The sequence below is a fragment of the Bradyrhizobium sp. ISRA464 genome, from assembly GCF_029910095.1.
In the GTDB taxonomy this organism is placed as follows: domain Bacteria; phylum Pseudomonadota; class Alphaproteobacteria; order Rhizobiales; family Xanthobacteraceae; genus Bradyrhizobium.
In genome coordinates this window covers 879625-904947 of the sequence record NZ_CP094526.1, presented here as the reverse complement: position 1 = coordinate 904947, position 25323 = coordinate 879625, and the positions used below count along the sequence as shown (strand labels likewise).

Here is a 25323-nt window from a genome sequence, read left to right as displayed (position 1 = left end):
GGAATCAGTCACGCCTCATCCTCCCGAGCAGGCCCATGATGCCGCCGCGCGCGAACAGCACGATCAGGAGCAGCACCGGGCCTAGGATCAGCCCCGAATATTCGGTGAACTGCGACAGCAGCTCTTCCAGCACCAGGTAGACGATGGCGCCGAGCACCGGGCCGAACAGCGAGCCCATGCCGCCCAGGATCACCATCACCATGAGATCGCCGGAGCGGGTCCAGTACATCACCGCCGGGCTGACGAAGTCGGTGTTGTTGGCGAGCAGCGCGCCGGATAGCCCGCAGATGGTGCCAGCGATGACGAAGCAGACCAGGCGGTAGCGGTTGGCATGGAAGCCGATCGCCTGCATGCGCTGCTCGTTGGAGCGGACGCCCTGCACCACCAGGCCGAAGCGCGAATTGACGATGCGCCAGATCAAATAGAGGCCGCCGAACAGACAGGCGAGGCAGAGATAGTAGAACTCTGTGCGATCAGAGAGGTTGATCAGGCCGGCGAAATCGCTGCGTTTGTAGATGGTGAGGCCATCGTCGCCGCCGTAGCGCGACAGGCCGGAGGCCACGTAATAGGCCATCTGCGCGAAGGCCAGCGTGATCATGATGAAGTAGACGCCGCGGGTGCGCAAAGAGAGCGCGCCGATCACCAGAGCAAACAGCGCCGAGACCGCCAGCGCCGCCGGCCACTGGATGAAGCCGGAGCCGATGCCCTCGGCGGCAAGGATGCCGACCGCGTAGCCGCCGATGCCGAGATAGGCGGCGTGGCCGAAGCTCATCATGCCGCCATAGCCCATGATCAGGTTCAGGCTCGCGGCGGCGAGCGCAAAGATCACGATGCGAGTGAACAGCGTGAGGATGAAGATATTGCCTGACACCGCCGAGTAAACCGGCAGCAGGGCGAGGGCGACGCAGAGGAGCGCCGCGACGGCGCCGGGGACGTTGAGCTTGGGCATCATCGCTTGGCGGCCGGAAACAGCCCCTCCGGCCGCACGACCAGCACGATCGCCATCAGAAGGTAGATCAGCATCGAGGACAGCGCCGGCGCCGCGGTCGACGCCGCAGCCCCGCTCAGCACCTTGCGCAGCAGGTCCGGCAGGAAGGCGCGGCCGAGCGTATCGATCATGCCGACGAAGATCGCCGCCAGGAAGGCACCGCGGATCGAGCCGATGCCGCCGATCACGATGATGACGAAGGCGAGGATCAGGATGTTCTCGCCCATGCCGATCTGCACGGTGAGGATCGGCGCCTGCATCAGCCCGGCAAGGCCGGCGAGCGCGGCACCGAGGCCGAACACCAGCGTGAACAGCAGCTTGATGTTGATGCCGAGCGCGCCGATCATCTCGCGGTTCGAGGCACCGGCGCGGATCAGCATGCCGACGCGGGTGCGCATCACCACGAGATAGAGCAACGCGGCCACGGCCAGCGCGACCGTGATGATCAGCAGGCGATAGGCCGGATAGTACACGCCAGGAATGATCTGCACCGGCACGGTCAGCCAGGCCGGCAGCGGCAGCGCGAGGCCGGCCGGGCCCCAGATCAGCCGCACGGCATCGTTGAAGAACAGGATCAGGCCGAAGGTCGCGAGCACCTGGTCGAGATGGTCGCGGCCATAGAGATGTCGCAGCGCGACATATTCGAGGACGACGCCAAGCAGCAGGCTGGCGCCCAGCGCCATCAGTGCGCCGAGCACGAAGCTGCCGGTCCAGGCCACGAAGGTCGCGGCGAAATAGGCGCCCATCATGTAGAGCGAACCGTGCGCCAGATTGACGAAGTCCATGATGCCGAACACCAGCGTCAGGCCGGCCGCCAGCAGGAACAGCAGGAGGCCGAATTGCAGGCCGTTCAGGAGTTGTTCGACGACGAGATACATCGTGAGGCTACGTCACCTTCAAATGAAACAGCGGCAGCGCGCATGCGCCGCCGCCTTTACGGCTTTTTGTTCTCCCTCGCCCCGCGCTTGCGGGGCCAGGACGAGCAGAGCTCGCCCTGAGAGGGTTGGGGTGAGGAGCTCTCGCGACGAGTCGAGCTTGTAGGAAGAGCCCCTCACCCAATCGCTTCGCGATTGACCTCTCCCCGCAAGAGCGGGGCGAGGTGACTTCAAATCACTTCATCGGACACTTGTCGTGGAACTGATCCTGGTTGTCCTTGACGATGGTCGCGACCGTCTTCAGCGAGAGCTGGCCGTCGGCGTCCTTGACCACGTCCTGCAGATAGAAGTTCTGGATCGGAATGTGGTTGTTGCCGTACTTGAACGGGCCGCGCAGCGACTTGAAGTTGGCCTTCTCCATCTCGGCCTTCATCGCGTCCTTCTTGGTGAGGTCGCCCTTCACCGCGACGACGGCGCTGTTGATGAGCTGGGCGGCGTCATAGGCCTGGGCGCCGTAATAGGTCGGGCGCAGGCCGGTGTACTTCTTGCGGTAGTCCGCGACGAATTTCTTGTTCTGCTCGTTCGGCAGGTCGTTGACCCATTCCTGCGCGCCGGGAATGCCGATCGCATTGTCCTTCTGCAGCGGCAGCGACAATTCGTCGACGGTGAACGCGGTGTAGAGCGGGATCTGCTGCTTGATGCCGGCCTGGACGTACTGATTCAGGAACTGAACGCCGGCTGCGCCGGGATAGAACACGAAGATCGACTCGGCCTTGGAGTTGCGCGCCTTGGTGAGCTCGGCGGAGAAGTCGAGCTGGCTCGGCCACACCGTATATTCCTCGCCGACGACCTGGCCCTTGAAGGTGCTCTTCACCCCGGCGAGCATGTCCTTGCCGGCGGCGTAGTTCGGACCGATCAGGAATACCGACTTGACGCCCTTCTGGTTCATGTAGAGGCCCATCGCGGCGGGCGTCTGATCGTTCTGCCAAGAGGTCGAGAACACGTAAGGCGAGCACAATTCGCCGGCGAGCTGCGACGGACCGGCATTGGCTGAGATCAGGAAGGTCTTGGAATCGACCGCGGTCTTCAGCGAGGCCAGCAGCACGTTCGACCAGATGTAGCCGACGATGAAATCCACCTTGTCCGACTGCACCAGCTTCTCGGTCTTCTGCTTGCCGATGTCGGGCTTCTGCTGGTCGTCCTCGTAGATCACCTCGACCGGCTTGCCGTCCATCTTGCGGCCCATGTGGTCGAGCGCCAGCTCGAAGGAATTGCGCATGTCATTGCCGATCACGGCGGTCGGGCCGCTGAAGGTCGAGACAAATCCGATCTTGATGGTGCCGGCCGCGGTCGCCGGCTGTGCCAGCGCCATGGCCATGGCGCCTGCCAGCCAAAATGCCTTGTTCATATTCACTCCCCTCCTCAACCAGGTGAACGTCCCGCCAGACCGGGCTTTAGCCCCGACCTTGCGGGCCACGCTTGGCGCGCCGTTCCCGGCGACATGTTTTGTGCGCGAAATCGCGAGTGCGCAGCAAGCACGAACCGATGGCCCCATTTAGAACCTTCGGCGCATACCCCAGCACCTTGCACCATAATTCGTCTAAGCCAACCGTGGCAAGAAATATAATGCCGGTTGCGAGGGCAACTATCGTCGCAGGCGCCGACCTCCCGTGATGCACTGCAGCAGAATTGATGCATTCGGTAAAGCAACCGGAAACCACGCGCCGGCGAGGCCGCCCTGCCTTCACGGTCCGGAAAGCAGTCCGAGGCGACGGTCGGCCGAAAGGGACGCGTCACATGCTGGGTTACCTGTTCGGCTTCAACGCCCGGATCAGCCGGGTGCCTTTCTTGCTCTGTATCTTCGCGCTTGCAGCCGGCCTTGTGCTGCTGGCCTATGGGGTCACCGGCACGACGCCGGGAAGCGGCAGGACGGACGTGCTGCTGGTACAGGCCGCCAGCAGCGGCCCGATGCAGATCGCCTTCTTTGCCGCGCTTGCCATCACCTTCATGCTGCAGTCGATGCGGGTCCGCGACATCGGATGGGACCCCGTTTGCGTGATGGTGGCTTGGATTGCGCTGGTTGTGATCGACCGGCTGATCGCGAGCAGATATCCGGAATGGGCGATCAATCCGCAGTTCACCGGAACGCTGGTTGGCGGGCTCATCAATGCCGCCCTCATGCTGGCACTGTTCGTCTGGCCGAGTGGCTATTCTGAAGCGTCCTCGCCGCTGCCGCGCGATCAGGGCGGGACAGTGGACGACTTCCAGCGCAACAACAGTGCGCCGGCCGCAGCCGCCAACCGCATCGCGCGCATCGCCAATGGCGAATTCGGCGGCAGAGCGAAGTAGGCGCATCTCTACTGTCGTCCCCGCATCAGCAGAAGCCAAGGTCGCGTCCCACACTCGGTGTCGTCCCGGCGAAAGCCGGGACGACACCGAGCGTGTTGCGCATTTTGTAGCTCACGCATCCGCATTCTCGCGACGGGAATCGTCCGAGCTTTGCATCTCGTTCCGCCCTCATCTCGAGCAGAGGGCGCAGGGAAAGCCGGGTGCCGATCGCACCCATGGGTCCCGAGCAAATGGAAAGCTCGGGAGGTAGGACCACAGGTGAAACCGGAACGATCCCGGCTTTCCCTGCGCGATGGGTTACGGCTTATACCAACGGCCCCCGGATTTGACTCACATTTGGGATTCCCAAATCAGTGAGTTTCTGAATCGATGTTGCTGCGTAGACAGGAGCAATATCGATGGGGGCAGCGGTAGCGATTACGCGGCTTGATTTGACCGCGGGCGAGCTTCGGAAGGCGGCGCGCAGAGAGAAGAATAGTACGGTAGCGCGGCGGATATTGGCGCTTGCGCTTGTGCTGGAGGGCGCGGACCGCAAGAAGGCAGCCGAAAGTTGCGGGATGGATCGTCAGACCCTGCGGGACTGGGTGCATCGTTATAACGCCGAAGGCTTGGCGGGACTGCGGTCGCGCAAACCGACGGGACCGCGGTCGCGGCTGACGACAGAGCAGCAGGCCGAATTGGCCGCGTTGGTCGAGGCCGGTCCCGATCCTGAGCAGCATGGGGTCGTACGTTGGCGGCGGGTGGATTTGCGCGACGCGCTTGAGCGGCGGTTTGGCGTCAAACTGCACGAACGTTCGGTCGGCAAGGTTCTGGCCAAGCTCGGGTACCGCCGGCTCTCGGTGCGGCCGCGCCATCCGCAAGCCGATGAAGCGGCTCAGGAAGCGTTCAAAAAAACTTTGCTACGACCCTCACGACAACGCTCCCCGCTCACGCCCAAGGCAAGCCGATCGAAATCTGGTTCCAGGACGAGGCGCGGATCGGCCAGCAGGGCACGCTGACACGCGTGTGGGCCAAGCGTGGCTCACGGCCTCGCGCGCCGCGCGATCGACGTTACGATTGGGCTTATCTCTTCGGTGCCGCCTGTCCTCAACGTGGCGTCGCCGCGGGTCTTGTCATGCCGACGGCAAATGCAGAGGCGATGTCACTGCATTTGGAGGCAATCAGCCGCAAAGTTGCACCCGACGCACATGCCGTTCTCGTCTTCGACGGCGCCGGCTATCACAGTGCCGGCACCGTCCGAGCTCCGGAAAATATCACTCTGTTACAGCTGCCGCCTTATGCGCCCGAGCTCAATCCGATTGAAAACGTCTGGCAGTACCTGCGCGCCAACAAGCTCGCCATCACCGTCTTCGACGACTACGACGATATCGTCGCCAAGACCTGCGAAGCCTGGAACTTCTTCGCAAATGATCCAGATCGCATCGCCTCAATCACAAGCCGCACTTGGGCAACAGTCAATCCTTAGGGCCATTGGTATTATACGTGCTCTCCCCGGCGAGACTGGGCTTGTTGTCACCGTCATCAGTGAGAGAGCTTGCTCTTACTGATGAGACACCTGCCACTAGGGCGTCAGGCCTGCACGACTTCACCGTCCGCTATCTGCCACGCTCGTCAGCCGTGACATCGGCGTCCACCGCATCTCAACCCAACACTTGTGACGATCGCGAAGCGCCCCTCAATCGGGTGAGACGGGCGGGATTGGATCATTGATTTGCCCGACGACGGAAGCGCTCATTTGCCCGTCGGGTTACTTTGTCGCACCTCGTCTCCTCGCATCGTCATCGCGAGTGAAGCGACTTGTCCGCCGAAGCCGTAGGGTGAGCCAATAACCTCCAGCAAAGCTGGAGGTTTGATTGGGAACCGCCAAAGGCGGTTTTAAGGGATGTTAGGACGATTGCTTGGATTTTGGGGCAGCTGAAATCTTTAGCTCAAACTGATCCAGTTGCTGGTCGGCCATTTCCTGATTCTTGATGTAGGCCCGGATCATTTCCTCATCGCGGCCGACGGTCGTGACAAAATATCCGCGTGCCCAGAATTTGTGGCCCAGGAAATTTCGCATCTTCCGTTCGACGTTCTGCGCGATCCAGATCGAACTCTTCCCCTTCATATACCCGATGATCTGCGCCACCGAATATTTCGGAGGTATCGATATCAGCATGTGGACATGATCCGGCATCAGGTGACCTTCCTCGATCCGGCACTCCTTCCGTCGTGCCAGATCGTGAAATACCTGGCCCAGATGTCGCTTGATCTTCCCGAACAGCAGCTTCTTGCGGTACTTCGGCGTAAACACGACGTGGTACTTGCACTCCCAAGTCGCGTGATTAAGATGATTGTACTCTGCTTCCATCATGGTCTCCTTGAGGGTTCTTGGCGGTTCCCCAAGGAGACTCCATGACTTCATTCCCGCAGCTGTAGAACTGCCGGTTTTCGCCCCGCCATAGGCGGGGGCTTAGCAGGCTTGGTTAGCCGAAGGCGTAACCCACCGAAATGCGATCATCGTCCGCCAGCCGCAGTGATGTGGTGGGTTACGCTTCACTACCCACCCTACGCCGGTTTTGTCGCACCCAGATCAACCCGCATCCACCGCCCACTCCGCGCCGTCGATGGCGTAGGGCGCATGGCGGAAATCCCTGATGGCGGCGATCTTGTCGGCCGACCAGTCGAGCAGCATGAAATATCTCGGCGGCGCGTTCGCCTCGTTCGGGTCGAACACCAGGATGGCCGGACGTCCCTCGACCTGCCCCGGCACCAGGTGCCAGTCGCTGGCCTTGGAATAGTTGCCGAAGTAGCGCGACACCTCGGCCTTGCCGTTCAGCCTGGTGCGGTTGACGAGCTCGAGCCTGATGTCGTCGGCGATCATGGCGCGGATGGCATCGAAGTCGTGCGCGTTGAAGCGATTGACATAGGCGTTCAGCCGGATGCGATCCGTCTCCGACAGGCCGGGCCGCGGTGCATCGTCCGGTTCGCTGGCGAATTGGCGCAGCTGCGTGCGGCCGCGATGCAGCGCCGCCTTCACCGCGGGCAGGCTGAAATCCATGATGTCGCAGACCTCGGCCAACGAGCAGCCGAGCACATCCATCAGGATCACGCTGGCGCGCTGCGCCACCGGCAGCCGCATGAAAGTGCGCAGGCTGCTTGCTGCGATCTCGCGGCGGGCGACGTCATCGAGCTCTCCGGCCATCATGTCCACCTCCTCCGGCGAGCGGAGCGCTTCCTGGCGGTTGCGCCGCCTGAGGAAATCGAGCGCGGTGTTGTGCGCGATCCGAAACAGCCAGGCTTCCGCGTTCTGGATCGGGGCGGCGGAAGTGAAGGCTTCCACCGCCTTGATCAGTGTGTCCTGCAACACATCCTCGCCGTCGATCACCGAACCGACCATGCGCGCGCAATAGCGATGCAGCTTCGGGCGCAACGCCGAAAGATGCTGGCTGAGATCGACGACAGGCGATGCTGACATCATTCCACTCCGACTCCGGTCAGGACTCCTCCAGCATACGGTAGTTGCCGACGATGCTGGCGCCGCGCACCAATGGCGGTTCGGCACAGCGGTCGCGGATACCATCCTGGAATGCCTGGAACGCGGCAAGCTTCGGGATCGGGCTCGAGCCGTCCTCGGCCGCGGCCTCGACAAAATGCACAAAGGTGTCGTCTTCCAGACGCAGCGTTAGATAGCGCACGCCGTCCGGCTGCGCTGCCTTCAACTCGGCAAATACCGCCTTCACCAGCTCGGCATTCCTGTCCGCCATCTCCGGCTTCGCCTTATACCTGATCAGGGTCCGTCTCATGGGTCGCTCCTTTGAGGGTCATCGTTCCCCGAGGACGTTTGCCGGCCACCAAAGGATGCGGTCCGGCAAAAATAATCTTGGGCCGCATCCTTTGCCTCTCCCGTCTCGTCTTGGCGACGAAGCGCGCCGCAACAGGGCGGCGCGGCCATGGAGAGCAAAAATGCAGACCCCGATCGCTCGCGCCGAGCAGCTCTGGGTGCTCGGCGTCACCGCGCTGGCATCCTTCATGATGGCGCTGGACGCCATGATCATCACGACGGCCTTCGCAACCATCCGCGCCGATTTCGGCAGCGCGGTGGAGACGCTGCAATGGACCGTCAGCGCCTTCAACCTCACCTTCGCGGTGCTGCTCCTGACCGGCGCCGCGCTCGGCGACCGCTTCGGACGGAGCCGGATGTTTGCGGCCGGGATCGCCCTGTTCATCGTAGCATCGGCCGCTTGCGCACTGGCCGGCAACGCGCAAGCACTGATCGCCGCCCGCGCACTGCAGGGCGCCGGAGCTGCGTTCGTGATGCCGTTGGCGATGGCGATCCTGAGCGGCGCGTTCGGCCGGGAGGAGCGTGCCCGCGCGCTCGGCATTTTCAGCAGCATCACCGGCTGCGCGCTGATCGTCGGCCCCGCCATCGGCGGCTTCATCACCACCCATCTCGGCTGGCGCTGGATTTTCTGGATCAACCTGCCGATCGGCCTGATCGTGATCGCGCTGGTGCTGACGCGCCTGCGCGAAAGCTTCGGGCCGGCCGCACCGCTCGACATCACCGGGCTGTCGCTCGTTGCCGCGGCAGCGCTGGCGCTGGTCTGGAGCCTGTTGCGCGGCAACGCCGTCGGCTGGGCGAGCGCCGAGGTGATGGGGACGCTGGCCGCCGGCGCCGTATTCGCGGCCGGTTTCGTGCTGTGGGAATTGCGCACGGCAACCCCGATGCTGCCGATGCGGCTGTTTGCGTCCCGCGCCTTTGCCTCGGGCATGGCGGCGAGCGTGCTGTTCTACGCCGCGATGTATGGCGTGCTGTTCCTGCTGCCGCAGTTCCTGCAGACCACGCTCAGCTTCGACGCCTTCAGCGCCGGGCTTCGCCTGCTGCCCTGGACCGCGACGCTGTTCGTCACGGCGCCGGTCGCGGGCGCCGTCGTCAACCGGTTCGGCGAGCGGCCGCTGGTAGTGACCGGCTTGCTGATGCAGGCGATCGGGCTCGGCTGGATCAGCGAGATCGTGAGCCCCACCATCCCCTACGCCGACCTGGTCGCGCCGCTGGTGCTGGCCGGCGTCGGGGTGTCGATGGCGATGCCGGCGGCGCAGAACGCGGTTCTGAGCTCGGTGTCGGTGACCGAGATCGGCAAGGCCTCCGGCGCCTTCAACATGGGCCGCTTCCTCGGCGGGATGTTCGGCATCGCCGCGCTGGTGGCGGAGTTCTCCGCCAATGGCGCCGCCGATTCAGCAGTTCATTTCGAGAGCGGATTTGCCGCGGCGATGAGCCTGGCCGCGACGCTGTCGCTGGCCGGCGCGGCCGCGGGATTTATCCTCCCGGCGCGGCAACGCGCGATGGGCGCGGCCGCGCCGCAGGACGCGTGAGGCTGTGACGATAGGGTTTTGCTATCGGTCGATCAGGCAATTCGTCTTGGAATGGAGGTACGAATGAATGCATAATCGAGGTGACGCAGCCGTTCGAAACCGGGGGCAAGATCCCATGACAGACGCGCCGGCCAAACCTCATCGCGTGGTGATCGTCGGCGCCGGTTTCGGAGGGCTCGAGGCCGCTTTCGGGCTGGCGGGCGCGCCGGTCGAGATCACGCTGATCGACCGCCGCAACCACCATCTGTTCCAGCCGCTATTGTACCAGGTCGCAACCGCTTCGCTTGCGACCAGCGAGATCGCCTGGCCGATCCGTTATCTCTTGCGCGACCGTCCCGAGGTGACGACGCTGTTCGCCAATGCCAACGGCGTCGATGCCGCGGGAAAGCGCGTGCTGCTCGATGACGGCGACAGCGTCCCCTACGACACCCTGATCCTCGCCACCGGCGCACGGCATGCCTATTTCGGCCATGACGAATGGGAGCCGTTCGCGCCCGGGCTGAAGACGCTGGAGGACGCCACCACCCTGCGGCGGCGCATTCTGGTCGCCTTCGAGCGCGCCGAACGCGAGACCGATCCGGAAAGACGCGCGGCGCTGCTCACCTTCGTCATCATCGGCGCCGGCCCGACCGGCGTCGAGATGGCCGGCACCATCGCCGACCTCGCCAATGACACGCTGCCGCGCGACTTCCGCCATATCGACACCCGCAAGGCGCGCGTGGTGCTGATCGAGGCCGGCCCGCGCGTGCTGGCGGGCTTTCCCGAGGATCTCTCGGCCTATGCGCAGCGTTCGCTGGAAAGCCTCGGGGTCGAGGTAATGCTGGGCGAAGCGGTCACCGAATGCTCGGCCGACGGCGTGGTCTATGGCGGCAAGAAACTGGCGGCGCGCACCATCGTCTGGGCCGCCGGGGTGCGCGCCTCCCGCGCCGCCGAATGGCTGAACGCGCCGGCCGATCGCGCCTACCGCCTGCAGGTCGAGCCCGATCTGACGGTGCCCGGCCATCCCGACATCTTCGCGGTGGGCGACACCATCACGGTCAAGGATCCCGACGGCAATCCGGTGCCCGGCATCGCGCCGGCCGCCAAGCAGGAGGGCCGCTACGTCGCCGCCCTGATCAAGGCGCGACTCAAGGGCAGGACGCTGCCGCCGTTCCGCTACAAGCACGCCGGCAGCCTCGCGCAGATCGGCAAGCGGCTCGCGGTGATCGATTTCGGCTGGCTCAAGCTGCGCGGCGCACTCGCATGGTGGATCTGGGGCATCGCCCACATCTACTTCCTGATCGGCCTGCGCAACCGCCTCAGCGTCGCGCTGAGCTGGCTCTGGATCCACGCCCGCGACCAGCGCGCGGCGCGGCTGATCACCCAGGGCAGCAGCAAGGTGGCGCAGTAGGGGATCGTGCCGGCACGCGATGATCCGCGTGCGTCCTTACTGCCATGAGGCTAATTGCTCGCGCAACGAACTCGGTTCGCCTCTCCCCTTATGGGAGAGGCCGGAACGCATGAAGCGAAGCGGAATGCGATCCGGGTGAGGGGTTGCGGTGTCTCCTCGCAGTGCGCCGTGCGGAGAGATACCCCTCACCCCAGCCCTCTCCCAGTCGAAGTCGGATTTATCCGACTTCGACATGCTGAGAATGGCGCAACTCGGGTAAACCCGAGTTGCGTGGGAGAGGGAGCGCAGTTGTGTGCGTGGATGCAGCTTCACTTCACCAACGAACACCCGCCGTCTGCCAGTGGCCGGAACGCCTGATCGGCCGGGATGGTCGCGATCAGCTTGTAATAGTCGTACGGGTACTTCGACTCCTCCGGCTTCTTCACCTCGAACAGATACATCGGGTGGATGACGCGGCCGTCCTGGCGGATGGTGACGTCGCCGAACAGCCTGTCCTTGCCCTTGAAGGTCTTCATCTGCGGCACCACCACCTTGGCGTCGTCGCTGCCGGTGGCGGCGATGGCGTTGAGATAGGCGAGCGTGGAGGCGTAGACGCCGGCCTGGTTGCCGCTCGGCATCTTGCCGTTCATGCCGGGACGCGCGGCAAACCGCTTGGCGAAGGCCCGGGTGTCGTCGTTCATGTCCCAGTAGAAGGCCTCGAGCAGCTGCAGGCCCTGCGCGACCTTCAGCCCCATGCCATGGATGTCGTTCACGAACAAAAGGAACGCGACCATGGTCTGGCCGCTCTGCTGGATGCCGAATTCGGCCGCCTGCTTCACGGCGTTGATGGTGTCGCCGCCGGCATTGGCGAGGCCGATCACCTTGGCCTTGGAATTCTGCGCCTGCAGCAGAAAGGAAGCGAAGTCGGAGGTGCCGAGCGGATGCTTGCTGGAGCCGAGCACCTTGCCGCCGTGCTTCTCGATGTAGTTGGTCGCTTCGGCCTCGATGCCCTTGCCGAGCGCATAATCCACCGTGACGAAATACCAGTCCTTGCCGCCGCGCTGCATCATCGCGGCGGCCGTCGTGTTGCCGGTCGCCCAAGTATCGTTGACCCATTGGATGGTGTTCGGCGAGCAAGCCTTGCCGGTGAGATCGGAGCTTGCGGTCGAGGACGCCAGGAACGTCATCCTGCTATCGCGCAGGATGGTGTTGACGGCGAGCCCGACGGCCGAGTTCGGCACGTCGACGATGGCATCGACACCCTCGACATCGAGCCATTTGCGCGCGACCGCCGAGCCGACATCGGCCTTGTTCTGGTGATCGGCGTAGATGATCTCGACCTTGATGCCCTTGCCGCCGCCGTTGAAATCTTCCGCCGCCATGCGCGCGGCTTCGACCGAGCCCATGCCGTTGGTGTCCTGGAAGATTCCGGAAATGTCGTTGAGCACGCCGATGCGCACCACATTGTCGGAAATCTCCGCGCGTGCGCTGCCCGCGGCACAGGCCAATGCCAGCGCCAGACCAACCCCCAAACCCCTCATTGTCTCCCCCTCCCTTGTATCAGGTCTTACGCCGGCATCGCGCCGGCTAACTGAAAAGCGTCAGACCTGCCGTTCCGGCAGGCGCAGCACCAGCCCGTCGAGCGCGCCTGACAGCTTGATCTGGCAGGACAGACGGCTGTTGGCGCGGCGCTCGTCGGCGGTGCCGTCGAGCAGCGCGTCCTCGTCGTCGCCCCTTTCGGGCAGGCGGGCTAGCCAGGCCTCGTCGACATAGACGTGGCAGGTCGCGCACATCGCGTTGCCGCCGCATTCGGCCAGGATGCCGTCGAGGCCGCTGCGGGTCGCTGCTTGCATCGCGCTCTCGCCGTCATTGGCCTCGACGCGCGTGCTCTCGCCGCTCGGATGGATGAAGGTGATGGCAGGCATTGAGATCCTCGCTATACGGGCGTGATTGTGACAGGCAGGCTGTCGAGCCCGCGCAGTGTGTTGTTGAAGCGGCGCATCGGCTCGCCCGTGATCCTGATGTCGGCGACGCGGCGCGCCAGCGCCGACAGCATCACCTCGCCTTCGAGACGCGCGACGAGCTGGCCGACGCACATATGGATGCCGGAGCCGAAGCCGACATGGCCGGAGGTGCGGCGCGTGATGTCGTAGGTGTCGGGCTTGTCCCACCGCCGCGGATCGCGGTTGGCGGCGGCGAGGAACATCAGCACCTTCTCGCCCTCCGGGATGCGTGCGCCGCCGAGCTCGACGTCGCGGGCGGTGGTGCGGAAGAAGGTCTGCACCGGGCTTTCGAACCGCACCGCCTCCTCGAAGGCGTTGCGCGCGAGGCTTGGATCCTTGCGCAGGAGCGCCCACTGATCGGGGAATCGCGCCAGGCAATAGACCGCGGCGCCGAGGCCGTTGACCGTGGTGTCGAGCCCGGCCGACAGCAGCGAGCGGACCAAAAGCGGCGCTTCGGTCGCGGTGATCTCGCCTTCGTCGACCCGGGCATGGATGCAGGCGCCGAAGCCGCCGGGCGCCAGGTTCTCGCGCTGGCACTGCTCGGCGATATAGGCCTGATGCGGCGCCGAGCGCTCGATCGCCTCCTGCCGCAACTGGTTCGGCGGGCCGAAGGCGTTGAACACCAGGCTGGCATAGGGCAGCAGATGCTCGCGCCCCTCCGGTTTCAGCCCCAGCGCATCCGGGAAGATCGACAGCGGATAGGCCTCCGCCAGGTCCGCGATCGCATCGAACTCCCGCTTCTCCAACAGCACGTCGACCCGCGCTTCGGCGGTGGCGGCGAAGCGGTCGCGGACCTGCTTCATCACCGTCGGCGACAGCACCCGGCTCAGCACCGCGCGGGTCCGGGTATGCGCCGGCGGATCGGCCTCCAGGATCAGGCTTGGCGGCCGCCACGGCTTCTCCTTGGCAAAGTCGCTCAAGCCCACGCCGCGGCTGGAGCAGAACGTCGCGGGATCGTTCAGCACCGCATGGACCTCGGCGTAGCGCGCCACGCCGTAGACATTCCACTTGTCGAGATAGACCACCGGCCCGGCCTCGCGCAGCCGCTCATGGGTCGGGAACGGGTCGGCGAAGAATTCGAGCGCGAACGGATCGACGTCGAGATGCGGGACGGACGTACTGGCTGTTGCAGTCATCAGGACCTCCCGAGGTTTGATCTTGTCAAGACAGGGCGCAAGTCTATTGCTCCCGAACGGTTTCGCAGCGATGATTCGAGAGATGAGCAGTCAGCCCCTTCCCCGAAAGCCCCGCCGGCCGAAACCGGCCGATCCCGCAGAGGCCGCCAACGGCCCGCTGCTCGACCTCAACCGCTATGTGCCGGGGCTCGTCACCTTCATCGCCAACAAGCTGTCGAACAGCGCAACCGCCTATTACCAGAAGAATTTTGGCGTCAACGTCACCGAGTGGCGGATCATATCGCAGCTTGCAATCGAGCCGGGCATTCCGGCCTCGCGGATCTGCCACGTCATCGGCTTCGACAAAGGGCCGGTCAGCCGCAACCTCGCGGCGATGCAGAAGCGCGGGCTGGTGACGATCCGCACCGCACCGGATGACGGCCGCACCCATTCGATCACCCTGACCGCCCGCGGCCGCGCCGTCCACGACAAGGTGATCGTCGCGGCGCTGGAGCGCGAGCGGCGGCTGCTGTCCTGCCTGAAGAAGGACGAGCGCGAGGTGCTGATCGACCTGCTGCGCCGGCTGCACGAGAATCTCGGCACCGTGACCGGGCAAAGCCCGACCTGACCGCACGGCCGGCCCGAGCGCGCCATCCGGCGCTTCCGCGGCGTTCCGCAAGCTTCCGACAGTCATCGGTGCCGTTCGCGCCGTGCTGCGCAGCATTTGTCCTCCCCAAAGTGCAAGGCCGTTGACCGGCCGAGCCTGATTGGAGCGAAAACTCGCACAGCTTAGTTGCCGTGGCAACTAAAAAGACAGACGTGTGCGGCGCGGCGAGAGGAAGCAGGCGGGAACCGGTTCGGGGGGACGGCCGAGGGATTTTGATTGGAGCTTTATGGGGCGGACCGCCATATCCGCGGCTTCGCCTCACCTCTCCCGCTTGCGGGGGGAGGTCGGATCGCATCGCGAGATGCGATCCGGGTGGGGGCTCTCTCCACGAAACGACTCGTGGAGAGAACCCCCACCCCAACCCTCCCCCGCAAGCGGGAGAGGGGGCGCACCTCCGATGCGGCGGCGGTGGGCGCGCTAAATGTCGGTAGTTGCGAACGAACTCAGCCCGCGCAAACGATCGGTTCGGGCGATGCATCGTCCTGCAACACCGCCACTGCGGCAGCGCGGCGGGTCAGCACGGCGCGCTGGTTGATGTAGCCCTTGTCGGTGATCTCGCCGCCGTCGACGGAGGCGGGTTCAGTGAGCAGCAGCGCGCGGGTGGCATGGCCGGAGGAATGGCCGCCCTGCGCCTTCAGCTTCGCCAGCCCCTGCGCGATTGCACTGCGAACGCCGGGATGGCCGATCACCTCCCGGGCGTTTGCGCTCTCGGGTAGCCCGGCCAGCGCGCGGCAGGCGGCGATATTCGGGAATACCAGGAAGCGGACTTCGTCGCGGCCATGGCCCGTGACCACGATGTCCTGCGCGAGCGGCGCCAGCGCAGCGATCCCGGCGACGCGCAGCGTGCCGACACTGACCCAGGTGCCGGAATTGAGCTTGAAGTCCTCTGCGACGCGGCCGTCGAAGAACAGGCCGAGCTCGGGCCTGTCTGGATCGGCGAAGGTGACGGCATCGCCGATCAGGTAAAATCCCTCCTCGTCGAAGGCCTGCGCCGTGAGATCGGGCGCCTTCCAGTAGCCCGGCGTGACGTTCGGGCCGCGCACGCGCACCTCCAACTTGTCGCCCGACGGCACCAGCTTGAGCTCGGTGCCGGGGATCGGCACGCCGATATTGCCGGAGCGCTTTGCGAGGAAATGGCAATCGGTCGCGAGCGGCGAGGTCTCGGTCGAGCCCCAGGCCGAGACCATCGGCAGCCGGCGGCCGACGGTCTCAAGCGACAGCTCCTCCAACGCATCCCAGAGGTTCTGCGGCAACGCTGCGCCGGCATAGAAGGCGAACTTGGTCCCATCGAAGAACCTGCGGCGCAGCTCCTCGTCAGTGCGCAACGCCGCGATCAGCATGTCGAAGCCGCGCGGCACGTTGAAATACACCGTCGGCACCACGCTGCGCAGATTGGCGAGCGAGGTCGCGAACAGGCCGGGCGCGGGCTTGCCGCCGTCGATATAGAGCGTGCCGCCGTTGCGCAGCACCAGGTTGAAATTGTGGTTGGCGCCGAAGGTGTGGCTCCAGGGCAGCCAGTCCAGGATTATCAGATCGTCACCGGAGGCTTCCAGGAACGTCCAGGTCTGCGCCTTGGCCTGCTGGCTCGAGGTCAGCATGCGCTGGGTGTTGATCACCGCCTTCGGCGTGCCTGTCGAGCCCGACGTGAACAGGAATTTTGCGATCGTGTCTGACGTCACCGCCGCAAAGGCTGTTGCCACGTCAGCAGCTTCCGCCGTCGTCGCGATGCTGCGGAACGGCAAAGCGTCGGCATCATCGGGATGGCTGCTGACGATGGTCGCCTGATGCAGCGGCTTGATCGCGGCAAGCGCCGCCGCGAACGGCTTGGTGCTCGCGACATAGATCGCGCCGGGCCCGAGCAGGCTGACCATGCCCTTCAGCTTGTCGAAGTCCTTCGACATCAGCGAATAGGCCGGCGAGATCGCGGCCGAGGGCACGCCGACATGCTGGGCGGCGAGCGCGAACAGCGCATGGTCGATGCTGTTGTCGGAGAGGATGACGAGCGGCTGCGCCGCGCTCAGCCCGTGCCCGAGGATCCAGGATGCGGCACGACGCACGATCCCGAGCGCATCGCGATAGGTGGTGGTGGTCCAGGGCGCGTCAACATTGCCGCGCTCGCCGAGGAAGATGCGATCGGGCGCCTGCCGCGCCCAATGCTCCAGCCAGTCGCCGACGCAGCGGGCGCTTTCCTTCAGCGGCGTGGTGGAGCGGACCAGGATGCTGCCATCGGCGCGGCGATCGGCGACGATCGCAGGCGTCGCGAACAGGCTGCTCGGATTGTCTCCGCTGGCGGTGGCCATCGTCATGGTTTCCTCCTCGCCCGTGTTGTGGAGACATCGCATGGCAGCAAGGTGCCGCGTGTCCCATCCAGGCTCTTTGGCCATAATGTTGCGGACACCAATTGTTGTCGTCAACAACAATCTTTCCCTCGTGACGGCGTCGCGCTAGCATCTGGTCATGGCGAGGAAACAACAGGCGGCGCGCAGGGCGGCCCGACCGGGAGCGGCAATCCGCCGCCCCTCGGCGCGCAGCGCGAACGGCGGCGCACACGGCGACGACGTGGACGGCGAGATCGGCCTCGACGCGCTGGTCGGCCACGCCGGCTACGCGGTGCGGCGTTTCCAGCTCTGGATCTTCCAGGACTTCATCAAGACGCTTGCTGCGGTCGATATCCGCCCGACTCAGTACTCGGTCATGACCGTGGTCGGCGCCAATCCTGGGCTCAGCCAGATGGCGGTGGCAAAACGGCTTGGGATCGAGCGGGCGCGGCTGGTGCATCTGCTCGACAGCCTCGAGGAACGCGACTTCGTCAGCCGCAGCGCGTCCGCCACCGACCGCCGTTCCCATGCGCTGCACCTGACCGTATCAGGCAAAGCCGCCCTGTCGCAGTTCAAGCGGCTCGCCGCCAAGCACGAGCGGCATGTGGCCGACAAGATCGGCAAGGAGAACCGCGAGCGGCTGCTGCAGATCCTCTCCAGCTTCACCTGACGATTCGGCAAGCTTGATCAGGCCGCGCCATTAGTCGGGCCAGATCAGCTCCAGCAACTGCACGAGGTCGCCGACCTTCTCCGGCCAGCCTTCGATGCAGATGTGCCTGACGGGATCTGACGCCCGGTGCAGCAGCATCAGCGCCATCAGCCGCCGCTTCAGCGCGAACGTCACGTCCTCGCGTGAAATGCCGAAGCCGTCGAACAGGCTGCGCACCCGGCGCAGATGGCCGGCCGCCATGAACGCGCTCGGGCCGAGCAGGTCGTACTCGCCCCACCCGGTCTGCACGTCGCCGAAGTCGAACAGCCCGGCGACATGCCAGCCGTCGCCGCTCCGCGCCAGCAGGAAATTCTCCGGGATGTACTCGCCGACCAGGATCACCGGCGGCGCATTCATCGGGATCAGCTCAGCGGCGTCGCGCAGCAGATCGTCGAGCCCGGCGAGCAATTTCTGCGGCAGTCCGAGCCGCTCGTGGCGGGCCCTGCATTGCGCGATCTGCCCGCGCATGTACACATCCCAGCGCGGCTCGATCGCCGAGAGCGCGCCCGGCGGCACGCGCTGCACCTCGGCGATCACAGCGCCGATCTCGGTGAGCACGCGCTCCTTCTGCGCGTCGGGCAGCGACGGCCACACCTCCGAGCCCACGACGCCGGCGAGACGGGTGATGACGAGATAGGGCCAGCGGTCGCGCTCGCCGACGGCTGCGATCTCGGGAATCGGAATGCAGAGCCTGCCGCGCAACTGCATCAGTGCGGCGCGCTCGGAGACGAATTGCGGACGCAGGAATGGCGGGAAGATCTTGAGGATCAGATCGTCACCGATCCCGATGACGAGATTCGTGCCGGTCGAGAACACATGCGGTGCATCGCACCGCAGCCCGTGGCCATCGGCGATCTCGCGCGCAACCGGCAGCCAGCGCGAGGTGTCGCCGCGCCAGGCGCGATAGGTGTCGTAGTCGGTGAGGAGTGGGAGGACCGACGTCATGGGTCAGCCGTCATTGCGAGGAGCGAAGCGACGAAGCAATCGATTTCTCCGTGGTACGATGGATTGCTTCGCTCGCAATGACGGGAGGAACAAAGGTCGCTGCGCCTCACTGATCCGGATTGGCGCGCTCGAACTGGCGCAGCAGATGGTTGCCGCGCTCGACGGCGTTGTCCATAGCGGCCTGCGGGGTTCGCTTGCCGGCAAAGACCTGCTCGAGCTCCTCCTCGATCACCTCGCGGATCAGAACGAACGAGCCGAGCCGGATGCCCTTCGAATTGTCGGTCGGCCGCTTCAGCGTGATCTGCTCGATTGAAATGGAGGTTCCGGGATTGCGGTCGTAGAAGCCCTGCGCACGGGTGAGATCGAACGCGGCGCGGGTGATCGGCAGATAGCCGGTGTTCTGGTGCCAGGCGGCCTGCACCTCGGGCCGCGACAGATAGGCGAAGAACTTCGCTACCCCGGCATATTCGGCGGGCGGACGGTCGCGCAGCACCCATAGCGTGGCGCCGCCGATGATCGAGTTCTGCGGCGCGCCCTGCACATCGGGATAATACGGCATCATGCCGTAGCCGATCTCGAACTTCGAATTGGCCTTGATGTCGGCGCGCGTGCCCGACGAGCCGATGAAGATGCCGCATTCGCCCTTCTGAAAACGCGGCTCCGCCGCCTGCCCGCGGCCGCTATAGTCGAAGATCTTCGTCGTCTGCCACTCCGCGAGCTGCGCGATGTGACGCACCACGATCGGGTTGTTGAAGATCAGCTGCGCGTCCAGCCCGCCGAAGCCGTTCGTCCGGGTTGCGATCGGCAGATTATGGAAGGCGGAAAAATTCTCGATATTGATCCAGGACGGCCATGACGTCGTCATCCCGCACATCATGCCCGCCGCGCGCAGCCGCTTCGCCGCGACGCCGACGTCGGGCCAGGTCTTCGGCGCCACGTCCGGATCGAGCCCGGCCGAGCGGAACATGTCCTTGTTGTAGTAGAGGATCGGCGTCGAGGCATTGAACGGGAACGACAGCATGTTGCCGTCGACATCGGCGTAATAGCCGGCGACCGCAGGCAGGTAGTCCGATGGCGTGAACGCCTCCGACTGATCGCGCATCAGCTCGAATACCGGATAGATGGCACCGCGCGCCGCCATCATGGTGGCGGTGGCGATCTCGTTGACCTGAACGATCGCCGGCTGGCTGCGCGAGCGGAATGCAAAGATCGCGGCGGTGACGGTCTCGGTATAGTTGCCCTTGTAAGCCGGCACTATCCGGTAATCGGATTGCGAAGCGTTGAAATCGGCGGCGAGCTTCTCGACCTGCTTGCCGAGCTCGCCCGACATCGCGTGCCACCACATGATATCGGTCTTGGCTTGCGCGGGCGACACAAGCAGAAGGGCCGCTGCGGCGGCGAGCTGCAGAACTTTCCAGCCGAACTTCACGATGACCGTTCCCGGTGGCGACGTGCCGTCATAAGCCGCCACGTCGGCGGTTTCAATCTATGCTCGTGGTTGCAGCGCGGAATTAACGATTTGGCCAATGGGCGAACCACCGGCCTTCTGCTAAAAATGTGTTGAACCTTTTCTTCCCGCCCTGGACACAAATCACAAGGGGAATTGTTGCCTGTGTACCGCCGCGCCTGCCTTTCGCGGACCATGACGCTCGTCGTCGCGCTGTTGCCAATGGCAGATTCGGCGCATGCGCTTGCGCGCGAATTCCGCGCGCAGGCGGAGGACTCCGGCGTCAAGATCGTGACCGATTTCGACCGTAAGCCGTTCGAGGCTGCGATGGCCGGCGTCCATGCCAACGCCGAGCGCGATCCCGCGGCAGCCGCGCTGATCGAACGCATCCGCAAGGTGGAGTGACCGGAACTTGGCGGCGCCGCAACAGGACAGGAATGCAGGACCGCCGCCGGGCTTCGGCCCGCAGGGCCGTTTCCGTATCGTCCAGTTGCTGCGGTCGGTGCCGATCCGCTGGCGCATCCTGTCGATCGCGCTGCTCAACTCCGCCGTCGTGATCGTGCTCGCAGTGCTGATCTGGAACGGCTCCAAGGTGCTCGGCTCGGCCTGGGAGGATGTCCGCCAGGTGCGGAAATCCGACAGGATCCTGGCCAATCTCGAAAGCGAGACGAGCCGCCTGCAAAACCTGATCCATCGCTACATCAATCAGCCAAGCCCAGACCTGTTCGCGGAGATCCTGCTGCTGCGCGAGGCCGTGCTCGGCACGCTGACGACGCGCGCCTCGACCGACCCGATGCTGTCGGGGTCGGTCGAGGAGCTTGAACGCGTCACCAGCCGCTTCCTCGACGGCTTCGGCGAATTGCGCGCCGTGCAGGCCAAGATATCCAAGACCTATAACGAGCAGGTGCTGGCGCCGACCAGGGACATGGCGGGCCTCTATTCGATCATCGAGGGCGCGACCGGCCATCGCGACGCGCAGATCTGGCCGGCGCTCGGCAAGTCCCGCGAAGCGTTCACGTCGCTCCTGGTCGCTGCCAACACCTACTATCTGTCGCTCGCTCCGGAATCGGCCGAGGAAGCCCGCCGCAACACCGACACGATCGAGAAGACGATCCCGATCATGACCGATCTTGCGGAGAACGACTTGCAGCGCATGGCGCTGGCGCGGCTCAACGTCAAGACAGCGGAGTTGCGCGACGGTCTCGCCAGGCTGAGCGAGCAACTCGCCAACCGCACCGAGCTGCTGCGCAACACCATCGACGCCAGCCAGGCCGACGCAATCGGCGCGATCGACGATCTCTCGGCCAAGATGCGCCAGCGCGAGCAGAAGGCGCAGGAGACCTTCGACAGGACACTGTCATCCATCTCGCGCAGGGTGCTGTCGATCGCCGTGATCTTCCTCGGCGTCATCATGTCCGCCGGTGTGATGATCGCGCTGTCGATCCGGCTGCCGCTGGCGCAGATCATGGCGTCGATGCGCGCCATCACCTCGGGCGATCTCGACCGGCCGGTGCAGGGGGCATCGGCCAAGGACGAGGTCGGCGCGATGGCCCGCGCCGTCGAGGTGTTCCGCGAGAACGCCATCGCCAAGCGCAAGACCGAGGACGAGCTGCGCACCGCCAAGGAAAAGGCCGAGAGCGCGCTGCTCGAGCTCAACGCCGCACAGCAGAACCTGATCGATGCCGAGCGCCTCGCGGCCCTCGGCGGCCTTGTCGCCGGCGTCGCGCACGAGGTCAACAATCCGATCGGCATCAGCCTCACGGTCGCTTCGAGCTTCGCCCGGCGCGCCGAAATGTTCGAAAGCGAGCTGAAGAGCGGGCCGCTGCGCCGCTCGAAGCTCGACGAATTCGTCCGTAGCTCGCGCGATGCATCGCAGCAGCTCGTCGCCAATTTGCAGCGCGCCGGCGAGCTGATCCAGTCCTTCAAGCAGGTCGCCGTCGACCGGTCGCACGCCGAGCGGCGCCAGTTCAACTTAACTGAATCAACCGACCAGATCGTCGCGAGCCTGCGGCCGGTGCTGAAGAAGGCCGCCGTCACGCTAACGGTCGATGTGCCAGAGGGCCTCCTGATCGACGGCTACCCCGGCGCTTATGGGCAAATCTTAACCAATCTTTTCCTCAACGCCGTCAATCATGCCTTCGCGGACGGCCGCTCCGGCGCGATCTCGATCTCGGCGCGGGCACGCGGGGCCGACGATATCGAGATCATCTTCGCCGACGACGGAGCCGGCATGACGCCGGACGTGCAGCGGCAGGCGTTCGACCCGTTCTTCACGACGCGCCGCAACGAGGGCGGCACCGGTCTTGGCCTGCACATCGTCTACAACCTCGTCACCCAGCAGCTCGGCGGACGCATGATGCTGGAGTCAAGGGTGGGACAAGGCACCACTTTTCGCATTATCATGCCGAGGATCGCCAAGGGCGTGCCCACTATCACTGACCCAGCAGCCGACGGAACCAGTCAATGGCCGAACAGGACGATGTCCTCCACCTGATCGACGATACCGAGAGTCCCCTGGAGGATTCGCCGGCGCGCAAATGGAAGATCGCCGTCATCGACGACGATCAAGCGGTGCATGAGGGCACCCGCTTCGCGCTCAGCGACTACAATCTGAACGGCGCGACGCTGGAAATCCTCTCGGCCTACTCCGCGGCCGAAGGTCGCACGCTGATGCGGGACAACCCCGACGTCGCTGCCGTCCTGCTTGACGTCATCATGGAGACCGACGTCGCCGGCCTCGAGCTCGTCGAATACATCCGCAACGAGATCAAGAACGAGACCGTCCGCATCATCCTGCGCACCGGCCAGCCCGGCCAGGCGCCGGAACGGCGCGTCATCGTGCAGTACGACATCAACGACTACAAGGCGAAGACCGAGCTCACCGCCGACAAGCTGTTCACCTCGCTGACGGCCGCGCTGCGCAGCTACCAGCAGCTCGAGCGCATGGTGCAGACGCGGCGCGGGCTCGAGATCATCATCGACGCCGCCTCGACGCTGTACGATTTCAAGTCGATGCAGCGGCTGGCCGAAGGCGTGCTGACCCAGCTCGCCTCGCTGCTGAATGTCGACTGCGCCGGCATCCTGGTGTTGCGCGACAACGGCAATGCCGCGGCCGACGATTTCTCGGTGCTGGCCTGCTCCGGTTGCTACAGCCGCTTCATCGGCACCACCTCCTCGAAGGCGCTCGACCCCGACCTGCGGGCGATGGTGGAAGCCGCCTTCCAGCGTCGCAAGAATGAATTCGCCGATCACCGCAGCGTGCTCTATTCGCGCACCGGCAGCGGCCGCGAGGTCGTGGTGCTCCTGCAGGCGGAGCGCCAGCTCTCAGACACCGACCGCGCGCTGGTCGAGATCTTCTCGAGCCGGCTGTCGATCGCATTCGACAACGTGATCCTGTACCAGCAGCTCCACGAAGCCAACACCCAGCTCGAAGACCGCGTCGCGCAGCGCACCCGCGCGCTGATGCAGGCCAACCGGCGGCTGTCGGCGCAGTGGCTGCGGCTGCAGCGCGCCAACGGCTTCAAGAACGAAATCCTCGGCACCGTGGCCCACGACCTGAAGAATCCGCTCGGCGTGATCCTCGGTCGCACCGAGATGCTGACTGAATTGATCGGCGCCGGCTCCCCGAAGGAAAACGTCACGGCGCAGGTCGAGCATATCAGGGACGCCACCAGGCGGCTGACCTCGATGGTCGACCATCTGATCTCGGACGCGATGGCGGATGCCTTCGACATCACCATCCGCCGCGAGCCGGTCGACGTCGCAGCCCTCGTCAACGAGGTGACCGAGGCGAACCAGCCTTCGGCGGTCAACAAGCAGCAGAGCATCTCGGTCTCGGGTCCGCAGCAATTCGTCACGATGTGCGACGCCGACCGGATGCGCGAGGCGATCGACAATCTGGTCAGCAACGCCATCAAATATTCGCCAATCGGCGGCAAGATCACCGTCACGATCAGCCACGAGGGCGACAACACCGTGATCCGCATCGCCGACCAGGGCCCCGGGCTCAGCCCGGAGGACCTCGGGCGGCTGTTCGGCCGGTTCCAGCGGCTGTCGGCCAAGCCGACCGCGGGCGAGAGTTCGACCGGCCTGGGGCTCTCGATCGTCAAGCGCATCATCGACATGCATGGCGGCCATGTGACCGCGCAGAGCCCAGGCCCCGGACAAGGATCGACCTTTACGGTTACATTGCCGGCGACAGAGACATCATGAGCCAGACACCGCATATCTTCATTGTCGATGACGAGGCACCGGCCCGCGAAATGGTCGGCGATTACCTCAAGATGCACGGCTTCGGCGTGACGCTGTGCGATGGCGGCAAGAGCCTGCGCAAGGAGATCGAGACCAGCACGCCCGATCTCGTCGTGCTGGACCTCAATATGCCCGAGGAAGACGGGCTGTCGATCATCCGCGACCTCAAGAGCCGCATCAACGTCCCCGTTATCATGCTGACAGCCACTGCCAGCCCGATCGACCGCGTGGTCGGGCTCGAGCTCGGCGCCGACGACTATGTCGCAAAGCCCTGCGAACTGCGCGAGCTGATGGCGCGCATCCGCTCGGTGCTGCGGCGAAGCGGACCTGCGAAGGCGGCCGCGCCGGAGCCGGCGAGCGCGAAGGCCCAAAAGGAGCATCTGGTGCGGTTCGGCACCAAATGGCTCGATCTCGAGGCCCAGGCGCTGCGCGACGACGAGGGAAATGAGCATCCGCTGACGGCGTCCGAATTCGGCCTGCTGAAGGTGTTCGCGGCCAATCCCAAGCGCGTGCTGTCGCGCGAGCGGCTGCTGGAACTCGCCAATGCGCGCGATGCCGAAGCCTTCGACCGCGCCGTCGACCTGCGCATCATGCGCATCCGCCGCAAGATCGAGTTCGATCCAACCAAGCCGTCGGTGATCCGGACCATCCGGGGCGGCGGCTATCTGTTCTCACCGACCGGCGATAAGGCTTAGTTTTCTCGTCCGTAATTTGCTCGTCGTCCCGTCGAAAGCCAGCCGCGCCTTTTGATGTCGTCCTGGCGAAAGCCAGGATCCATAACCACGACTGCCTCAGCTTGACAAAGCTGGGGCCCCAGCGAAGCCCAACAACAGCCACCCGGGGTAATGGGTCCTGGCCTTCGCCAGGACGACAATTGGCTGTGCGGCACACCCAGAATCCACACACGCAAGGCTGTCAATTCCCGCAAAAATCCC

22 protein-coding genes are annotated in these 25323 nt (G+C 64.9%); 10 read left to right on the top strand and 12 right to left on the bottom strand.

Translation table 11 applies throughout. The features are described from left to right. Nucleotides 1-4 precede the first annotated feature (4 nt). The 3 genes from MTX19_RS04200 to MTX19_RS04190 form a co-directional block, all read right to left on the bottom strand. On the bottom strand, nucleotides 5-952 hold the full coding sequence (locus MTX19_RS04200; protein WP_280982555.1) for a branched-chain amino acid ABC transporter permease: 948 nt from the start codon (nucleotides 950-952) through the stop codon (nucleotides 5-7). Then, on the bottom strand, nucleotides 949-1866 hold the full coding sequence (locus MTX19_RS04195) for a branched-chain amino acid ABC transporter permease (protein WP_280974303.1): 918 nt from the start codon (nucleotides 1864-1866) through the stop codon (nucleotides 949-951). Before MTX19_RS04195 ends, MTX19_RS04200 begins: the two co-directional genes overlap by 4 nt. 232 nt (nucleotides 1867-2098) lie before the next feature. Beyond that, on the bottom strand, nucleotides 2099-3271 hold the full coding sequence (locus tag MTX19_RS04190) for an ABC transporter substrate-binding protein (protein WP_280985852.1): 1173 nt from the start codon (nucleotides 3269-3271) through the stop codon (nucleotides 2099-2101). Nucleotides 3272-3660: 389 nt separating this feature from the next. Here MTX19_RS04190 and MTX19_RS04185 point away from each other — a divergent pair, with 389 nt between their 5' ends. Both MTX19_RS04185 and MTX19_RS04180 read left to right on the top strand, forming a co-directional pair. Beyond that, nucleotides 3661-4212: a hypothetical protein gene (locus MTX19_RS04185; RefSeq protein ID WP_280982554.1), complete on the top strand. Its 552-nt coding sequence runs from the start codon at nucleotides 3661-3663 to the stop codon at nucleotides 4210-4212. 398 nt (nucleotides 4213-4610) lie between these two features. Next, nucleotides 4611-5677 (top strand): IS630 family transposase gene (locus MTX19_RS04180; protein WP_280979624.1). Its coding sequence is split into 2 segments (ribosomal slippage): nucleotides 4611-5097 and nucleotides 5097-5677, totalling 1068 coding nucleotides; the frame shifts between segments, so codons are not numbered across the junction. Nucleotides 5678-6097: 420 nt separating this feature from the next. Here MTX19_RS04180 and tnpA read toward each other — a convergent pair. The 3 genes from tnpA to MTX19_RS04165 all read right to left on the bottom strand — a co-directional run bounded on the left by tnpA (nucleotide 6098) and on the right by MTX19_RS04165 (nucleotide 7997). Further along, nucleotides 6098-6562 (bottom strand): IS200/IS605 family transposase, encoded by a 465-nt coding sequence (gene tnpA, locus MTX19_RS04175; protein WP_280984622.1) that lies wholly within the window; start codon nucleotides 6560-6562, stop codon nucleotides 6098-6100. A 222-nt stretch (nucleotides 6563-6784) separates the two neighbouring features. Next, complete coding sequence (locus MTX19_RS04170; protein WP_280982553.1) at nucleotides 6785-7669, bottom strand: sigma-70 family RNA polymerase sigma factor; 885 nt, start codon at nucleotides 7667-7669, stop codon at nucleotides 6785-6787. A 19-nt stretch (nucleotides 7670-7688) separates the two neighbouring features. After that, the gene (locus MTX19_RS04165) at nucleotides 7689-7997 is read right to left on the bottom strand and encodes a hypothetical protein (RefSeq protein WP_280982552.1); all 309 of its coding nucleotides are present in this window, start codon (nucleotides 7995-7997) and stop codon (nucleotides 7689-7691) included. Nucleotides 7998-8157: 160 nt separating this feature from the next. Here MTX19_RS04165 and MTX19_RS04160 point away from each other — a divergent pair, with 160 nt between their 5' ends. Both MTX19_RS04160 and MTX19_RS04155 read left to right on the top strand, forming a co-directional pair. Continuing rightward, nucleotides 8158-9564 carry a DHA2 family efflux MFS transporter permease subunit gene (locus MTX19_RS04160; protein WP_280982551.1) on the top strand — a complete coding sequence of 469 codons (1407 nt, stop codon included), beginning with the start codon at nucleotides 8158-8160 and terminating at the stop codon, nucleotides 9562-9564. A 115-nt stretch (nucleotides 9565-9679) separates the two neighbouring features. Continuing rightward, a complete protein-coding gene (locus MTX19_RS04155) occupies nucleotides 9680-10954 on the top strand; it encodes an NAD(P)/FAD-dependent oxidoreductase (RefSeq protein ID WP_280982550.1) in 1275 nt (424 codons plus the stop codon). Between the two features lie 308 nt (nucleotides 10955-11262). Here the strand turns inward: MTX19_RS04155 and MTX19_RS04150 are convergent, their stop codons facing one another. From MTX19_RS04150 to MTX19_RS04140, 3 genes are read right to left on the bottom strand one after another with little or no spacing between them, the layout of a single operon-like run. Further along, the gene (locus MTX19_RS04150) at nucleotides 11263-12474 is read right to left on the bottom strand and encodes an ABC transporter substrate-binding protein (protein ID WP_280982549.1); all 1212 of its coding nucleotides are present in this window, start codon (nucleotides 12472-12474) and stop codon (nucleotides 11263-11265) included. A 60-nt stretch (nucleotides 12475-12534) separates the two neighbouring features. Further along, a complete protein-coding gene (locus tag MTX19_RS04145; protein WP_280982548.1) occupies nucleotides 12535-12858 on the bottom strand; it encodes a 2Fe-2S iron-sulfur cluster-binding protein in 324 nt (107 codons plus the stop codon). An 11-nt stretch (nucleotides 12859-12869) separates the two neighbouring features. Next, the gene (locus tag MTX19_RS04140) at nucleotides 12870-14072 is read right to left on the bottom strand and encodes a cytochrome P450 (RefSeq protein WP_280985850.1); all 1203 of its coding nucleotides are present in this window, start codon (nucleotides 14070-14072) and stop codon (nucleotides 12870-12872) included. 82 nt (nucleotides 14073-14154) lie between these two features. Here MTX19_RS04140 and MTX19_RS04135 point away from each other — a divergent pair, with 82 nt between their 5' ends. Beyond that, nucleotides 14155-14679 carry a MarR family winged helix-turn-helix transcriptional regulator gene (locus tag MTX19_RS04135; RefSeq protein ID WP_280974313.1) on the top strand — a complete coding sequence of 175 codons (525 nt, stop codon included), beginning with the start codon at nucleotides 14155-14157 and terminating at the stop codon, nucleotides 14677-14679. Between the two features lie 482 nt (nucleotides 14680-15161). Here MTX19_RS04135 and MTX19_RS04130 read toward each other — a convergent pair whose 3' ends face one another. Then, on the bottom strand, nucleotides 15162-17018 hold the full coding sequence (locus MTX19_RS04130; RefSeq protein ID WP_280984689.1) for a feruloyl-CoA synthase: 1857 nt from the start codon (nucleotides 17016-17018) through the stop codon (nucleotides 15162-15164). A 157-nt stretch (nucleotides 17019-17175) separates the two neighbouring features. On the opposite strand from MTX19_RS04130, the gene MTX19_RS04125 reads away from it, so the two are divergent. Continuing rightward, nucleotides 17176-17706, top strand: a complete 531-nt coding sequence (locus MTX19_RS04125) for a MarR family winged helix-turn-helix transcriptional regulator (protein WP_280982547.1) — start codon at nucleotides 17176-17178, stop codon at nucleotides 17704-17706. Nucleotides 17707-17736: 30 nt separating this feature from the next. Here the strand turns inward: MTX19_RS04125 and MTX19_RS04120 are convergent, their stop codons facing one another. Next, the gene (locus MTX19_RS04120) at nucleotides 17737-18690 is read right to left on the bottom strand and encodes a phosphotransferase (RefSeq protein ID WP_280982546.1); all 954 of its coding nucleotides are present in this window, start codon (nucleotides 18688-18690) and stop codon (nucleotides 17737-17739) included. A 106-nt stretch (nucleotides 18691-18796) separates the two neighbouring features. Continuing rightward, nucleotides 18797-20098 (bottom strand): sn-glycerol-3-phosphate ABC transporter substrate-binding protein UgpB, encoded by a 1302-nt coding sequence (gene ugpB, locus MTX19_RS04115; protein WP_280984688.1) that lies wholly within the window; start codon nucleotides 20096-20098, stop codon nucleotides 18797-18799. Nucleotides 20099-20296: 198 nt separating this feature from the next. Between ugpB and MTX19_RS04110 the strand changes: the two genes are divergently transcribed. The 4 genes from MTX19_RS04110 (at nucleotide 20297) to MTX19_RS04095 (ending at nucleotide 25083) form a co-directional block, all read left to right on the top strand. Then, a complete protein-coding gene (locus tag MTX19_RS04110) occupies nucleotides 20297-20542 on the top strand; it encodes a hypothetical protein (RefSeq protein ID WP_280982545.1) in 246 nt (81 codons plus the stop codon). 97 nt (nucleotides 20543-20639) lie between these two features. Beyond that, the gene (locus tag MTX19_RS04105; RefSeq protein WP_280984687.1) at nucleotides 20640-22631 is read left to right on the top strand and encodes a HAMP domain-containing sensor histidine kinase; all 1992 of its coding nucleotides are present in this window, start codon (nucleotides 20640-20642) and stop codon (nucleotides 22629-22631) included. Further along, a complete protein-coding gene (locus MTX19_RS04100) occupies nucleotides 22601-24349 on the top strand; it encodes a DUF3369 domain-containing protein (protein ID WP_280982544.1) in 1749 nt (582 codons plus the stop codon). The genes MTX19_RS04105 and MTX19_RS04100 overlap by 31 nt, the downstream gene beginning before the upstream one ends. Further along, on the top strand, nucleotides 24346-25083 hold the full coding sequence (locus MTX19_RS04095) for a response regulator (protein ID WP_280982543.1): 738 nt from the start codon (nucleotides 24346-24348) through the stop codon (nucleotides 25081-25083). Before MTX19_RS04100 ends, MTX19_RS04095 begins: the two co-directional genes overlap by 4 nt. The last annotated feature ends 240 nt before the right edge of the window (nucleotides 25084-25323 follow it).